Origin of the sequence: Bradyrhizobium sp. SBR1B (assembly GCF_014198205.1) — a bacterium.
Lineage (GTDB): Bacteria > Pseudomonadota > Alphaproteobacteria > Rhizobiales > Xanthobacteraceae > Bradyrhizobium.
This window is the reverse complement of sequence record NZ_JACIHC010000001.1, coordinates 947,461-961,331: the sequence shown is the minus strand read 5'-3', so window position 1 is coordinate 961,331 and position 13,871 is coordinate 947,461. Positions and strand designations below refer to the sequence as shown.

The window sequence follows — 13,871 nt, the reverse complement described above, 5'->3', positions numbered from 1 at the left end:
GTCCCCGCCGCGCACGCACCATCTCCGAATCTCGTCGGAGCCAATGAATCACGGTCACCGGTCGACGGCGAGTGCCTTTTTCAACAGCCTGCTAGAAGCGCAATGATCGAGCCGAGATGCAGCCGGCCGCCCTCGATCAGCAACGGCACCGTCGCCACCGGATCGAACTCGGCCGTGGTCGGGAAGTTGAAGCCGTTGGGGTCGCGCCAGGGGCCGCGCACGAGATAATCGAGGAAGAGGTCGGCGACATAGACCAGCATCAGGCTGGTCAGGATCTCGCTGGCGCCGAACTTCACCTTGCAGATCGCCGGGATCAGCGCATAGAGCGCACCCGCAGCGGCAGCGAGGACGAGCATGGCCGGCAGCACCCAGGCGCCGGCGTCGGTGCCTTGCGTCTTCACCGCGATCCAGCTTCCCGCAACCGCGCCGATCAGGAATTGACCCTCGGCGCCGATGTTCCAGGCATTGGCGAGATAGCACAGTGACAGGCCGATGGCGATCATCACCAGCGGCGTTGCCTTCACCGCGATCTCCTGCAACGAATAGCCGTCGGTCAGTGGCGCGATGAAGTAGGCGTGCAAGGCGAGCAGGGGATTCTTGCCGAGTATCGCGAACAGGATGACCATGGTCACGACGGTGAGGCCGATCGCGATCAGGGGCGAGACCAGCGCGATCGTGCCCGAGCGCTCGGCGCGCTTCTCAAGCACCAATTGCATGCGCGACCTCCTTTGGCTCGAGGCTGCTGCCACCCATGAGAAGGCCGAGATTTTCGCGCGTTGCCTCGCGGGTCGCGAGCGGTGCCGACAGCTTGCCGTGGAACATCACAGCGATGCGGTCGGTGATCTCGGCGAGTTCGTCGAGATCCTGGCTGGTCACGAGCACGGCGGCGCCCGCGGTTGCCAGATCAAGCAGCGCCTGGCGAATGACGGCGGCGGCGCCGGCATCGACGCCCCAGGTCGGCTGGCTCACCACCAGCACAGCGGGGTTGCGCAGGATCTCGCGTCCCACAATGAACTTCTGCAGATTGCCGCCGGAGAGGGATGCGGCTTCCGGATCGCGCTTGGCCTTGCGGACGTCGAACGTCTCGGTCGCGCGGTCAACGGTCTTCAGCGTGGCCGCGGTATTGATGAAGCCGCGATGGACCATGCCGCTCGCGGCATGTCCGGTGAGCAGCGCGTTCTCCGAGAGCTTCATGCGCGGCGCGGTGCCATGGCCGAGCCGCTCTTCGGGAACGAAAGCTGCTCCGAGCCTGCGTCGCTGCGTGATGGAGAGATGGCCGGCGGCAATGCCTTCGATCACCACGGTACCGGGGTCCTTCGACGACCGCTCGCCGGACAGCGCGGCGAACAACTCCTCCTGGCCGTTGCCGGCGACGCCGGCGATGCCCAGGATCTCGCCGCCCTTCAGCTCGAACGAGATGTGTTCGAGCCGGACGCCATGCGGCTCGCTCGGCGCGAGCGAAAGATCGTTGACGACGAGCCGCGGCACGGTGGTTGTCCGGCCGGATGCCGCCTTCACTTCCTTGATCTCACCGCCGACCATCATGCGCGCCAGCGAAGCGGCGGTCTCGCGCCGGGGATTGCAGGTCTCGACCTTCCTGCCGCCGCGCAGGATCGTGGCGGTGTCGCAGAGCCGCTTCACCTCCTCGAGCTTGTGGCTGATGTAGAGGATGGCGCGGCCTTCGGCCTTGAGCCGCTCCAGCACGACGAACAGCTGATCGGCTTCCTTTGGCGTCAGGACGGCGGTGGGCTCGTCCAGGATCAGGAATTTCGGATCCTGCATCAGCGCCCGGACGATCTCGATGCGCTGGCGCTCACCGACCGACAATTGCCAGACCTCGCGCTTGGGATCGAGCGGAAGGCCGTAAGCCTCCGATACCTGCTCCAGTCGCGCCGACATGTCCTTGAAGGATTCTCGTCCGTCGAGGCCGAGCGCGACGTTCTCGGCGACGGTGAGATTGTCGAACAGCGAGAAGTGCTGGAACACCATGCCGATGCCGAGGCCGCGTGCTTCCGAAGGTCCGGACAGCAGGATTCGTCGGCCCTGCCAGCGAATCTCGCCAGCGCTCGGCTGGATCAGCCCGTAGATCGCCTTGACCAGCGTCGACTTGCCGGCGCCGTTCTCGCCGAGCAGCGCGTGGATTTCGCCTGGCCAAATATCGATGTCGATGGAATCGTTGGCGAGGAAATCGCCATAGCGTTTGGTGAGTCCGATCGTCCGCAGCAGCGGGGACTCGCCGGAATTCAGGCCGTCAGGTGTCGAATCCAACATTCGCTGATGCGCTTGCATGGTGAAATGCCCCAATAGTGGGCCAGTTTGAACCCCGGCGTAAGGTGGGAAAATGCGTCATCCCTTGCTCAACGCTTTGGCAGGCAGCTTGTGGCAGCGCGCCGGCTCTCGCCGGGACGAAGCCCCGTGTTCAGGCGCCCGCACATTGCCTTACGGGCGCGGCTTCCGCGGGCGCCTGTTGCAGATTTGTGACGGTTCAAGGCAAATCGGAACCCGCTATGCAGCCTTGACGTCGCAGTGAGCAAAGTTGCGCCATCGCGCTTATGCATTGCGGATCGACGCAACATTGGCTCCTGACCGTCCGTCCTCCAACATCCGCTCGACATGAAAGAAGAGCGAAATCAAACGGGAGTGTCCGGCAATAGCCGGCCATGCGGGCCGCATGCCCGCTGCAAGAAAACCTACTAAATCCCACGAAGAAACGCTGCGCCTTGCCAAAACAAGCGGCATGCCTTGAAAAAAGTTGAGGCTTCTCCCTCCGGGAGATCGGCGCAAGTCTCGCACCCAAGGGCGTTCATTGACGTGTCCAAACTTGGGGGTATTCAGGATGTCGTTTCGTTTCAGGGCAATTGCAGCAACGGCGCTGTCACTTGCCACGCTGGCCACCGGTGGCCTGGCTTTCGCGGCGGATCTGCCGGTCAAGGCTGCCAAGAAGGCGGCGGATCTCCCGTTCTTCCTGGTGATCGATAACCGCGTCACCTTCTCCTACATCTTCAACGCCTCGCAGCCCGGTGCGTGGTCGTTCCGGCCGGATGGATCGATCGACAGCAAGACCACCAAGCAGGTTTACTCGTTCACGCATTTCGATCTCTGGGCATACGGCACGAACTTCTTCACCATCTCGATGTTCAAGTCCGACCACAATGACCCGTCTGCGCCCTGCACCAACGCGGGCACGATCTTCGGCGCGCCGGCAACGTGCGCCGGTGCAACGGAGATCTACGGACTGTTCCGCTCGACGTTCGGCTGGAATGAGCTCTTCGACACCAAGGCCTTCACCGCGGGGCCGCTTCACAACATCTCGTTCGAGGTTGGCATGGATGCCAACACGGAAAACCGGTATTTCGGCGCGGCCAAGCGCGACGTCGTCGGCGGTCTGCAGTTTGCGTTCGATCTGCCCTACAAGGGTTACATCAACGTCGCGCCGCTGGTGTACTGGGAGTTCGCCAATCACAACTCATTCAGCCAGTGCGGACTGTTCGGTGCGGGCGTTCCCGGCGTGACCTGTCTTGCAGACGGCAACACCTCGTTCAAGCCAACCTGGGCGGTCGAGGTCAATTACTACATGGATCTCGGCTTCCTCCCGCCGAACATGCAATATTTCTCGATCAGCGGCCGCGCCGGCTGGTACGGCAAGAAGGGCACCGACACCGAACCGCTTCCCTACAGCCCAGCGAACGGCGTCTACAACACGGCGGTCGAGTTGAATTCGGAGCCGATCCGCCTGACCTTCGATGCCTCGAAGGCCGCCTGGGGTGACAAGTACTCCCACTTCGTGGACGTCTGGGTGGCTTACCGCTACTGGCAGAACAAGTTCGGTCTCGATCACAACCTTGCCGTCGGCTGTACCGCGGCGGTCGGTGGCCGGACGGTGAGCACGGGGTCGTGCACCGAATCCTCGCTCTACTCCGGTATCACAGTGAAGTTCTGACTGCTTGACACGTGGCAGCCGTAGGGTGGGCAAAGCGAAGCGTGCCCACGACTTCTGCTGCCGTAGCAATCCGATGGTGGGCACGGCGCAAGGGCGCCTTTGCCCACCCTACAGATCCGAACTTGTGGTAACGCCTACTTCGTCCAGACACCATCGTGCAGCGCTGCGGCTTCGTCCTCGAGCAGCGGACCAACGACCTCGGTCGGCCGCTGGCCGCTGGCAAAGACCTCGCGGCACGGCAAGTCGAGGGTCGGGTTGTCAGGATGGTTGCCGGTGACGCCGCGCAGGCGATGCTCGCTGAGCCCATAGACGACGCGGCCGATGCCAGCCCAATAGATCGCGCCGGCGCACATCGCGCAGGGCTCTGCCGAGGAATAGAGCGTCGCTGTCGCCAGCACCTCGCGGCTGAGTGTGCGGCAGGCCTGGGTGGCCGCGAGACGTTCGGCATGCGCGGTGCCGTCATGATCCGGCGTGTAGCCGTTCTCGGTCTCGATCAGCACCTTGCCGTCCGCATCGACGACGATGCAGCCGAACGGGTGGTTGCCATGGGTGAGGGAGCGGCGGGCGACCGCGAAGGACAAACGCAGAAACTGCTCGTCACGCTTCGATGTGCCGGCCATCGATCCTCCGCTGCCCCGCCATGCGCCGACCGATCGCGGCGAGACCGGCTTCGCCGGTCCGTCCTTCATACACGAATTCGCCGTGGAACATCTCCACCAGCCGCCCCCGGCTTATTGACGGTATATTCCGGATAAGCGATTGAAAATATTGATTATGCGGGCGGTTCGGGTCCTGATATTGGGTGAACGGTTGCCACGCCTGTGCATGACCGGCGCGACGCAGCCTGCCGCGCACGCGCATTCATGCTAACCACGCGGCGGTTGGGACGGGCGCCGGTGCGTGATTTGCCGCCGACCGTGTACCGATGGTCGCCAGGACAGCCGCTGCCGCCGCGGTCCAGAGAAGAGAAAGCTCGTCGAGATGGGTGCCGCCAACGCCGTTCAAAATGCATCGCTCGGCGAAGAGATCGTGCGTCGGATCAACGATCTGGCTGCGATCTCGGAAGCAGGCGACAACCTCACCCGCATCTATCTCACCAAGGAATTGCGCGAGGCGGCGGACCTCCTGCTGAGCTGGATGCGCGAGGCCGGCATGAGCGCGCGCCTTGACGCGATCGGCAATGTCTGCGGCCGCTACGAAGGCGAGCGGCCCGGCGCGCCCTGCCTGATGCTCGGGTCGCACTACGACACCGTACGCGATGCCGGCAAATGGGACGGGCCGTTGGGGGTGATCACGGCCATCGCCTGCGTTGCCGATCTCAATCGCCGTGGCAAGCGCCTGCCGTTCGCGATCGAGATCGTCGGCTTTGCCGATGAGGAGGGCGTGCGCTTCGCTTCGACCTTGCTCGGCAGCCGTGCCGTGGCCGGCACCTTCGACGAGAGTGTGTTGCATGTGCGCGACCGCGACGGTGTGTCGATGCGCGATGCGCTCGTGCAGTTCGGCCTCGATCCCGATCATATCGGAGCAGCCGCGCGGACGCGGCGCGAGCTGCTTGCCTATCTCGAATTGCACATCGAGCAGGGGCCGGTGCTGGAAGCGCAGGACCTGCCTGTCGGTGTCGTCACCGCGATTGCCGGTGCGACGCGGCTTGCCGCGCGGCTGACCGGCATGGCGGGGCACGCCGGTACCGTGCCGATGGCGCTTCGGCGCGATGCGCTCACGGGTGCGGCCGAATGCATCGGCGCGATCGAGCAGTTTTGCCGCACCGACGAGAGCGGCCTTGTCGGCACCGTCGGCTACATCCAGGCGAGGCCCGGCGCCACCAACGTCATTCCGGGCGAGGTGTCGTTCACCATCGACATGCGCGCGCCGACCGATATGCACCGCAAGCGCGCGGTCGCCGATATCGTCCGCCAGATCGAGGCGATCGCCAAGCGCCGGCACCTGGCCCTCCAGCTCGACGTCACCCACGAGAACCGCACCGCGCCTTGCGCGCCGTGGCTCAAGGAGCAGATCGCGCGGGCGATCGGAGCGGAGGGGTTCTCCGTGTTCGAGCTGCCGAGCGGAGCGGGGCATGACGGCATGGCCATGATCGACATCGCCGATGTCGGCATGATCTTCGTCCGCTGCCGCGGCGGCATCAGCCACCACCCGGACGAGCATGTGGAGCTCGCCGACGCCGACGCCGGTGCGCGGGTGCTGCTGCGGGTGATCGAGAATTTCAGGCCGCGGGAAGGTTAGCCCGATCAGGTCGTAAGGTGCCCCGCCGGAAGCCGGTACGTCATCTGGACGAAATACGAATCAACCATGCTTCGGATGGTGGCCGCACCATCGGAGTGACCTTAGCCACATATGAATAGCGATATCTCGTTGCCCTCAGATCGCGGAAACCGATTTTACCAAGGCGCGGCCGCGACGTTTTTCGCCAACGCCCTCCAGGCGGTCAATTTTCTCGGTGATCGATTCCTGAGGAAGTCACACCATTCGTTGTCGGCCATTGAGGACCTTTACCGGCACTCGATGGACAGCGCGTTTTCGGTCACCGAGGCCTTCCTCGTCACCGGCGCGCCACACGCATCCGCCTATTATCCCCGTGACTTCGCCTGGTTCTATCCTGATGTTCTCGACCCCGAGACCATCATGGATGCGCAGGACGCAGTGCGGCGGGCCCGGCTGCTCGACAAGAGCATCCGTCTGTTGCTGGAGGCGGTTCGCGCCGACGTCGTCACGACGACCATCGTCCCGGCGGGGCGCGGCCGGTACCTCGGCGTGAACTATTTCTCGCAGCCCTCGGATACGCTGCTCGGCATTCTGGCCGGCCTGCAGCAGATGATCTCGGCCGATCAGAGGGCGCCGGCCTATCTGGCGATGTCGCAATGCGCGCATGCCGGCCGCCTGCTGCTGGCAGAATATGGCGGCGACCTGAAGCGTGCGATCCTCCAGCTCGCAAGCGAGCTCGAGCCGTTCGACGATGACGGCACCAGGTATTTGTTGTGTGATGCCCGTGGCCCTCGCTCCGCGGCAACGGATACCCGTGCGGAACGCAGGCGCTTTGTCACCAATGCCTGCGTCTACACGACCTTCGTGTGGAGCGTGCAGCTCGGCATCGTCGACGAAAGCGAGCTGAAGCGGTTGCTCGGACGCGGCCTCGCGCAGTACAAGAAAGACCTGCTCCGCCTGTTCGGCAAAGACGGCTACATCAGGCATTCCCTGGATGGCCCGATGGGATCGCCGGTCTCCTCGGTCGCGCTGGATTTCGTCGGCGTGCATCGCGGCTTTTGGGACATGACCGATGCCGGCGAGCGTGCACTGTTCGCGGCCACGGCGGATCTGATCATTGCAGAGCCGCGCTTCCGCATACCCTCGACGTTCCACTTCCTGGTGTCCGCGGATAATCCGCGGAACAAGATGATCCACAAGATTGCGGCGCCCGCCTATCAGGGGCGCTCATCCTGGCCGACGTTCAACGTCGAATTCGCGGACCGGATGCTCGACTACGACGAGGTCTCCGGCGGTGATCGCTACCGGGCCTGCGCGCAAGGCATATTGAAGGACATTCGCACCGCGACCGAAGTGCACGGCGGATATCAAGAGCTGATTTCGGAACAGGGGCTGAAGTATCGCACCTGGGCCTACAAGGGCGCCGTGGCCCATTCCTGGTTTCCGCGCTTCCTGTCGGTCTGGAGGAGAGCGTATGGAACGCCGCTCCTGCAATGGAATGACTGATCCGTAGGGCGCTATCCCGCCGTCACGTCCACCAGCTCGCCGCCCTCCAGCACCTTGGCCGCCTTGGTGCGATCGAGATCGCCTTCCCAGGCCGCGACCACGACGGTCGCCACGCAATTGCCGACGAGGTTGCCGAGCGCGCGGGCCATGCCGATGAACCAGTCGACCGACAACACCAGCACGAGGCCGATTGCAGGAATGCTCGGCACCGCATTGAGCGTCGCGGCCAGGATCACGATGGCCGAACCCGGCACGCCATGCGCGCCCTTCGAGGTGATCAGGGAGACGCCGAGAACCAGCAGGAGATCGCCGAAGGACAGCGGCGTGTTCGTCGCCTGCGCGATGAAGACGACGGCCAGCGTCAGATAGATCGAGAAGGCGTCGAGGTTGAAGGAATAGCCGGTCGGGATCACGAGACCGACCACGGAATCCTTCACCCCCATCCGCTCGAGCTTCTTCATGATCTGCGGCAGCACGGCATCGGAGGAGGCGGTCGCGAGCACGATGGTCAGCTCTTCGCGCAGGTAGGCGAGGAATTTGAGGATGTTGATCCCGGCGAGCGCCATCACGCCGCCGAGCACGCCCAGCACGAAGATGCCGACCGAGACGTAGAACAGCATCACCAGCGACACGAGCTGCTTCAGCGAGCCAACGCCGTATTTGCCGACGGTGTAGGCGACCGCGCCGAGCACGCCGAGCGGGGCAACGCGGACGATCAGTCCCATGACGCGGAACAGCACGGTGGAAGCCGCATCGATCATGCTGGTGACGAGCTTACCCTTCTCGCCGCCGACGAGCGCGAGGCCGACGCCGAACAGGACCGCGAAGAACAGCACCTGGAGCACGTCGTTGCGCGATAGGGCATCGAAGGAGGTGGTCGGGATCACGTTCATCAGGAAGGCGCCGATACCGCCGCCGGAAAGCTTGTGGGCGTTGTCGGCGTAGGTGTTGAGCGCTTTGGCATCCAGCGTCGAGGGATCGATGTTCATGCCGTGGCCGGGGCCGAAGAGGTAGGCGAGCAACAGGCCGACGACGAGCGCGACGGTCGTCATGATCTCGAAATAGACCAGTGCCTTGACGCCGACCCGGCCGACCTTCTTGAGGTCGCCGGCGCCGGCAATGCCGTGAACGACGACGCAGAACACGATCGGCGCCACGATCATCGAGATCAGCTTCAGGAAGGCGTCGCTGAGGATCTTGAGCCCGATCGCGAAATCCGGGACGGTCATGCCGAGGATGACGCCAAGCACCAGCGCGGCCAGGACCTGCACGAACAGCGAGGTGTAGAGCGGCTTCGGCTCGGCGGCGGGTGCCGCGGTGATGGTCGACATGGTGGATTCCCCCGGTTTGACGCGACGTGGACGTCAAACAGGAGCAACAACCGTGCCAGATTGTCGCGGGGGATCACGCTGGACATCGCTCTGATATCGCGGGGGCGACGCAACGCTTCTTGGGTCGTGCGCTGTGTCGGGAGCGCGGGACCCGCGGTCAGTCGTTATGCCTTCGCCGAAACGAAAGGCATCGTCATGCCGCAAGATCCAGCAGCCGGCATGATCCGCGCACGAGCGCCTTGCGTCCGGTGGGCGTCATCACGGGTACGCCGTCATTGACGACAACGAGGCCGAACTTGACCAGACTTTCGATAAGATAGGCCTTGGAGAGGCGACCGCCCGACACGGGGTTGCGAAGTGTGCGCAGAGCTTCCCACTGGTCCGGCGAAAGATCGAAGTCGACGTCGTTGCTCATGTTGCCTCAAGCGATAGTACCATTCGCGCGCCTCTGTTAGCGGCGCTGGATGAAGACCATGCGACGACAATGAGTCGGGAATTCGGTGCGCTGTTTAGAACCTCTCTTCACGAATTGCCGCACTTCATTGCACCACAAGAGTAAAGATCGTTCGACCGCGAATATCGTCCCGAGCTTCGATCACATATTGATGATTTTGGATTGATGTTGCACTGCAAGTTGCCGCGACGCACGGGAAACGCTGCTGTCCCATTCTGCGTCGCAATATACACAGAAATCGTGAGACGAAAGGTTGAGGACTCTGTTACGGTGATTCCCGGGGAATGACTTCACGCTGCAGGAGTGGAGTGCATGAACAGGCTTGTCGAAATTCGCAGTCAGGAATCCCTGTGCCGGGAGCGTGCCGCGCTCGATTTCAATCGCCGGGTTTTTTGGCTCGCGCAAGCCGAGGAATGGGAGCAGCGCGCGCTCGACGAAATTGCCTATCACTTCCGGGAGTGCAATATCGGCCAGGCCGAGCTTGCGCGGAGCTGACGTTAGCCGCGGGCAAAACCTACTGATAAGTCGCCACGATATCTGACACCGCGCGCTCGAGCTGCTGCGCGGTGGCGCATTGGCGCACGACCGTACAGAAGGTCGCATAGCGCGGCATCTCGGAATCACCAAAGCCCCAGGCGAGCCGTCCTTCGGGATTGAGCCAGACCAGCCGCTTCGAGCGTTCGGAGATGCGGCGCAGGATGTCGGCACGCGGGTCGAGATTGTTGCTGCGAGCGTCGCCGAGCACGATCACCGTGGTCTGCGGCGTCAGCGTGCCCATGAAGTCCTTTTCGAAATCGACCAGCGAAGAGCCGTAATCGGACGAGCCGAAGCCGACCTTGGACATGATCTCGGCCATCGCCTCTTCCGGCGATTTCTTTTCCAGGATCTCGCTGACCTCGATCATGTGCGAGGAGAAGGCGAAGGAGCGGACGTCGTCGACCACCTCGTGCAGCGAGTGGATCAGCAGCAGGAAGAAATCGGAGACTTGCGCGACCGAGCCGGAGACGTCGCATAGTGCCACGATCTTCGGCCGGTCACGATGCTTGCGCTTCCATGCGGTGAGGAACGGCACGCCGCCCCATGCCGCATTGCGGCGCAGTGTGCGGCGGACGTCGAGATGACCGCGGCGCTGGCGCTTGCGCGGTTTCGAATAGCGCTCGCGCAGGCGGCGCGCGATCTGGCGGATGAGGGCGCGCATCTCCGCGACCTGGCGCCGCTCGATGCGGGCGAGCGGCGCGTTGCGCAGGATCTCGTTGCGGAGATTCTCGGCCTCCTCGCGGGCGTAGAGTGCAAGCCCCTGCGAGACGGTGTCGCGCACGGCTTCGCGCAAGGCGTCGACCGCGGCGCGCAGACGTTCGGCCAGTGCCGGGTTGCTCGCAGTCAGCGCGTCGAGATCATCGCGCAGGCGCTGGAGGCCCATGGCGTCGAGGATGCGGCTGGAAAAGATCCCGCGCTGGGTGGAATAGCGGATGTCCGACAGGGAGGCGGCGCCGGACGCGCCGGCGATGGCGGCTGCGATCGCATTGCGGTCCTGCGACAGCAGCATCTGCGCCAGCGGACCCAGACTCTCAGGAGGCTGACCTTCACCCGCCTCGCTGGCCGAGCTGGAGGAGGGCGACTGATCTACGTCCTGCGAGGCGCTCTCCTCGCTGTTGGCCTCGGTCTGATCCTGTCGCGGCTCCGGCTGGCTGAAGAACAGATCAAAGCAGTCGCCGAGCGCGAGCTTCTCGTCCTGCGATTTGGCGAGCGTCAGGAGCAGAGCGTCGCGCAGGACGGCGCGGTCGGAGATGCCGACTTTCGCGACCGCACGCATCGCATCGATGCTTTCGGCAGGCGAGACGTGAACGCCGACGCCGCGTGCTGCCCGAAAGAAACGATGGAGGTTCTCGCGCATCGGCGTCAACCGAAGACGTTGGACCGGGCCGCCTTGGCAATGAAGGTCGTCACCTGCGGCGATGCGGCCTCGATGTCGGCTTCGTATTTCAGGAGCACGTTGAGCGTGTCCTTGACGATCTCGGTGTCGAGTTCCGTGGCCTGAAGCAGAACCAGCACGCGCGCCCAGTCGATGGTCTCGCTGACCGAGGGCAGCTTCTTCAGATCGAGCGAGCGGATTTCGTGGATAAAGCCGACCATTTGCCGGCGCAGCGCCTGCGCGATGCCGGGCACCCGGCTTTCGACGATACGCTCCTCGAGCCGCTGCTCGGGGAAGCCGATATGCAGATGCAGGCAGCGCCGCTTGAGGGCATCGCCGAGGTCACGCTCGCTGTTGGAGGTGAGGATCACCGTCGGCGGTGTGATCGCCGAGACGGTGCCGAGCTCGGGGATCGTGACCTGGAAATCGGACAGGATCTCCAGCAGCAGCGATTCGAATTCCGCGTCCGACTTGTCGATCTCGTCGATCAGGAGCACGCAGCCGCCCGGCTGCTCCAGCGCCTGCAGCAGGGGGCGCGGCTCGACGAATTCCTTGGAGAAGAACACGTCGCCGAAATCGTGCAGCTGGTCGAGCGCGGCATGCAGCGTCTGGGCGCCGCCGAGGACTTCGCCGAGCTTGTCCTTGAGGATCTGCGTGTAGAGAAGCTGTTTGGCGTATTTCCACTCGTAGAGCGCCTTGGCCTCGTCGAGACCCTCGTAGCATTGCAGGCGGATCATCTTCATGCCGCGCCAGGCGGCGATCGCCTTGGCAAGCTCGGTCTTGCCGACGCCCGCAGGGCCCTCGACCAGGATCGGCTTCTCGATCTGCTGCGACAAATAGACGGCGGTCGCGATCTGCCGGCTCGCGATGTAGCCCTGCGCGGCGAGGCCGCTCTCCACTGCCTCGATCGAGGTCGAGGCCTTCTGATCAGCCACGAAAGGGCGCTCCCAAAGGTCTTGCTTGAGGCTTGTTCTGCCTGCGTTCCCGGCAAAGAACAAGCCTCGTTTGGGAGGCATCAGACCCGCACGGACGGCGCTTTTTCCGCTCGACGCAAATACGTGTCGGCGCGAATATTTGCGCGGCTCGCCGTTCGCGCGATCAGTGCCGCAGCAGCTCCGGCTTGCGGATCGTTTGTCTGACCTCGGCGCCGCAATCGGCGCATTCATAGACAAAGTCGATCTTGGCGAGGCTCCAATGCGGTTCGACCTCGCGCACATACATCGGCAGGAACCCCATGCACGTCGGGCAATTCACAGGCGCGATCTCGATGTCCTGATGATGCTGTACATAAGCTGGCATCTCGGCTCTCCTTCGCAGGCGACAACCAAACCCCACGCAGAAGCTACAGCCGGCCGCTCCAGGCGCATCATCAACTCTTTCGAACGGAGATGGAACGGCGGACGTTTTCTCGCGCGCTGTGACATTCTTGTTACGTGTCTGTACTGTAACGGGCGGACCGAATGCCTATTTCTGCGGCCAATCCGGTTTTTCGGCCCTCAACCAACGATAAGGGAGCAACGCCCATGACGCATGCCATTCGTTTTCACAAGACCGGCGGTCCGGAAGTCCTGGTCTGGGAGGAGGTCAGCGTCGGCAAGCCCGGACCGGGCGAAGCGCGCATCCGCCACACCGCCGTCGGCCTCAATTTCGTCGACATCTACAACCGCTCCGGCTTGTATCCGGCGCAACTGCCGAGCGGGCTTGGCAGCGAGGCGGCCGGAATCGTCGAGGAGGTCGGGTCCGGTGTCACCGATCTGAAGCCGGGCGATCGTGTCGCTTATGGCGCCTCGCCGCTCGGCGCCTATTCCGAGGCGCGGCTGATCCCCGCGGACCGCTTGCTGAAGCTGCCCGATGGCGTCGACGACAAGACCGCGGCGGCGATGATGCTGAAGGGTCTCACCACGCAATATCTGATCCGGCAGACCTACCGGGTGAAGGCCGGCGATACCATCCTGCTGCATGCCGCGGCCGGCGGCGTCGGTCTGATCCTGGGCCAGTGGGCCAAGCACCTCGGCGCGACCGTGATCGGCACCGTCAGCAACGACGAGAAGGCCAAGCTTGCCAAGGCGCATGGTTGCGACCACGTCATCATCTACACCCGCGAGGATTTCGTGAAGCGGGTCGACGAGATCACGGGCGGCAAGAAGGTCCCCGTGGTTTATGACTCCGTCGGCAAGGACACGTTCCTGAAATCGCTGGATTGCCTCGCCCCGCTCGGCGTCGCCGCGCTGTTCGGCCAATCCTCCGGCGCGGTCGAGCCGCTCAATCTCGGTCTGCTGGCCCAGAAAGGCTCGCTCTACGTCACCCGCCCGACGTTGTTCACCTACGCCGCCAAGCGCGAGAACCTCGTGGCGATGGCCGGCGAGCTGTTCGACGTCGTCAAGTCCGGTGCGGTCAAGATCGAGGTGCACCAGACCTATCCGTTGAAGGACGCCGCCAAGGCGCATGCCGATCTCGCCGCACGCAAGACCACGGGATCGACCGTTCTTCTGGTGTAAGGTCCGGGCC

The 13,871-nt window shown here is 63.8% G+C and carries 13 protein-coding genes and 1 pseudogene; 5 read left to right on the top strand and 9 right to left on the bottom strand.

Annotated features, from left to right (window positions below; genetic code table 11):
- Positions 1 to 92: 92 nt before the first annotated feature.
- Together GGD61_RS04695 and GGD61_RS04690 are read right to left on the bottom strand one after the other, a co-directional pair.
- Positions 93 to 716: pseudogene (locus GGD61_RS04695) on the bottom strand (ABC transporter permease); the annotation flags it as partial.
- Positions 700 to 2,289: an ABC transporter ATP-binding protein gene (locus GGD61_RS04690; protein WP_409362448.1), complete on the bottom strand. Its 1,590-nt coding sequence runs from the start codon at positions 2,287 to 2,289 to the stop codon at positions 700 to 702. The gene GGD61_RS04690 and the pseudogene GGD61_RS04695, both read right to left, overlap by 17 nt.
- A 547-nt stretch (positions 2,290 to 2,836) precedes the next feature.
- Between GGD61_RS04690 and GGD61_RS04685 the strand changes: the two genes are divergently transcribed.
- Positions 2,837 to 3,940: a hypothetical protein gene (locus GGD61_RS04685; protein ID WP_183230323.1), complete on the top strand. Its 1,104-nt coding sequence runs from the start codon at positions 2,837 to 2,839 to the stop codon at positions 3,938 to 3,940.
- A 134-nt stretch (positions 3,941 to 4,074) separates the two neighbouring features.
- On the opposite strand, the gene GGD61_RS04680 is transcribed toward GGD61_RS04685, so the two are convergent.
- Positions 4,075 to 4,560 (bottom strand): nucleoside deaminase, encoded by a 486-nt coding sequence (locus GGD61_RS04680; RefSeq protein ID WP_183230322.1) that lies wholly within the window; start codon positions 4,558 to 4,560, stop codon positions 4,075 to 4,077.
- Positions 4,538 to 4,801 (bottom strand): hypothetical protein, encoded by a 264-nt coding sequence (locus GGD61_RS04675; RefSeq protein WP_183230346.1) that lies wholly within the window; start codon positions 4,799 to 4,801, stop codon positions 4,538 to 4,540. The genes GGD61_RS04680 and GGD61_RS04675 overlap by 23 nt, the downstream gene beginning before the upstream one ends.
- 120 nt (positions 4,802 to 4,921) lie before the next feature.
- Between GGD61_RS04675 and GGD61_RS04670 the strand changes: the two genes are divergently transcribed.
- Both GGD61_RS04670 and GGD61_RS04665 read left to right on the top strand, forming a co-directional pair.
- Positions 4,922 to 6,181, top strand: coding sequence for an allantoate amidohydrolase (locus GGD61_RS04670; RefSeq protein WP_183230321.1), 1,260 nt, complete (start codon positions 4,922 to 4,924; stop codon positions 6,179 to 6,181).
- Positions 6,182 to 6,292: 111 nt separating this feature from the next.
- The gene (locus GGD61_RS04665) at positions 6,293 to 7,666 is read left to right on the top strand and encodes a hypothetical protein (protein WP_183230320.1); all 1,374 of its coding nucleotides are present in this window, start codon (positions 6,293 to 6,295) and stop codon (positions 7,664 to 7,666) included.
- Positions 7,667 to 7,677: 11 nt separating this feature from the next.
- On the opposite strand, the gene GGD61_RS04660 is transcribed toward GGD61_RS04665, so the two are convergent.
- Positions 7,678 to 8,997: a dicarboxylate/amino acid:cation symporter gene (locus tag GGD61_RS04660; RefSeq protein ID WP_183230319.1), complete on the bottom strand. Its 1,320-nt coding sequence runs from the start codon at positions 8,995 to 8,997 to the stop codon at positions 7,678 to 7,680.
- A gap of 193 nt (positions 8,998 to 9,190) precedes the next feature.
- Positions 9,191 to 9,412, bottom strand: coding sequence for a hypothetical protein (locus GGD61_RS04655; RefSeq protein ID WP_018319158.1), 222 nt, complete (start codon positions 9,410 to 9,412; stop codon positions 9,191 to 9,193).
- Positions 9,413 to 9,763: 351 nt separating this feature from the next.
- Here GGD61_RS04655 and GGD61_RS04650 point away from each other — a divergent pair, with 351 nt between their 5' ends.
- Positions 9,764 to 9,946: a hypothetical protein gene (locus tag GGD61_RS04650; protein WP_018319159.1), complete on the top strand. Its 183-nt coding sequence runs from the start codon at positions 9,764 to 9,766 to the stop codon at positions 9,944 to 9,946.
- A 19-nt stretch (positions 9,947 to 9,965) separates the two neighbouring features.
- Here the strand turns inward: GGD61_RS04650 and GGD61_RS04645 are convergent, their stop codons facing one another.
- The 3 genes from GGD61_RS04645 to GGD61_RS04635 form a co-directional block, all read right to left on the bottom strand.
- Positions 9,966 to 11,345, bottom strand: a complete 1,380-nt coding sequence (locus tag GGD61_RS04645; RefSeq protein ID WP_183230318.1) for a VWA domain-containing protein — start codon at positions 11,343 to 11,345, stop codon at positions 9,966 to 9,968.
- 5 nt (positions 11,346 to 11,350) lie between these two features.
- Positions 11,351 to 12,298 (bottom strand): MoxR family ATPase, encoded by a 948-nt coding sequence (locus tag GGD61_RS04640; RefSeq protein ID WP_026202136.1) that lies wholly within the window; start codon positions 12,296 to 12,298, stop codon positions 11,351 to 11,353.
- A 163-nt stretch (positions 12,299 to 12,461) separates the two neighbouring features.
- Positions 12,462 to 12,662, bottom strand: a complete 201-nt coding sequence (locus tag GGD61_RS04635; protein WP_018319162.1) for a hypothetical protein — start codon at positions 12,660 to 12,662, stop codon at positions 12,462 to 12,464.
- A gap of 224 nt (positions 12,663 to 12,886) precedes the next feature.
- Between GGD61_RS04635 and GGD61_RS04630 the strand changes: the two genes are divergently transcribed.
- On the top strand, positions 12,887 to 13,861 hold the full coding sequence (locus tag GGD61_RS04630; protein WP_092261777.1) for a quinone oxidoreductase: 975 nt from the start codon (positions 12,887 to 12,889) through the stop codon (positions 13,859 to 13,861).
- The last annotated feature ends 10 nt before the right edge of the window (positions 13,862 to 13,871 follow it).

Bases quoted from the DNA above. Each gene is read 5' to 3' on its own strand.
- GGD61_RS04645 (WP_183230318.1), bottom strand. From the start codon at position 11,345: ATGCGCGAGAACCTCCATCGTTTCTTTCGGGCAGCACGCGGCGTCGGC.
- GGD61_RS04685 (WP_183230323.1), top strand. From the start codon at position 2,837: ATGTCGTTTCGTTTCAGGGCAATTGCAGCAACGGCGCTGTCACTTGCC.
- GGD61_RS04675 (WP_183230346.1), bottom strand. From the start codon at position 4,801: ATGCGCGTGCGCGGCAGGCTGCGTCGCGCCGGTCATGCACAGGCGTGG.
- GGD61_RS04655 (WP_018319158.1), bottom strand. From the start codon at position 9,412: ATGAGCAACGACGTCGACTTCGATCTTTCGCCGGACCAGTGGGAAGCT.
- GGD61_RS04670 (WP_183230321.1), top strand. From the start codon at position 4,922: ATGGGTGCCGCCAACGCCGTTCAAAATGCATCGCTCGGCGAAGAGATC.
- GGD61_RS04660 (WP_183230319.1), bottom strand. From the start codon at position 8,997: ATGTCGACCATCACCGCGGCACCCGCCGCCGAGCCGAAGCCGCTCTAC.
- GGD61_RS04650 (WP_018319159.1), top strand. From the start codon at position 9,764: ATGAACAGGCTTGTCGAAATTCGCAGTCAGGAATCCCTGTGCCGGGAG.
- GGD61_RS04630 (WP_092261777.1), top strand. From the start codon at position 12,887: ATGACGCATGCCATTCGTTTTCACAAGACCGGCGGTCCGGAAGTCCTG.
- GGD61_RS04665 (WP_183230320.1), top strand. From the start codon at position 6,293: ATGAATAGCGATATCTCGTTGCCCTCAGATCGCGGAAACCGATTTTAC.
- GGD61_RS04690 (WP_409362448.1), bottom strand. From the start codon at position 2,289: ATGCAAGCGCATCAGCGAATGTTGGATTCGACACCTGACGGCCTGAAT.
- GGD61_RS04680 (WP_183230322.1), bottom strand. From the start codon at position 4,560: ATGGCCGGCACATCGAAGCGTGACGAGCAGTTTCTGCGTTTGTCCTTC.
- GGD61_RS04635 (WP_018319162.1), bottom strand. From the start codon at position 12,662: ATGCCAGCTTATGTACAGCATCATCAGGACATCGAGATCGCGCCTGTG.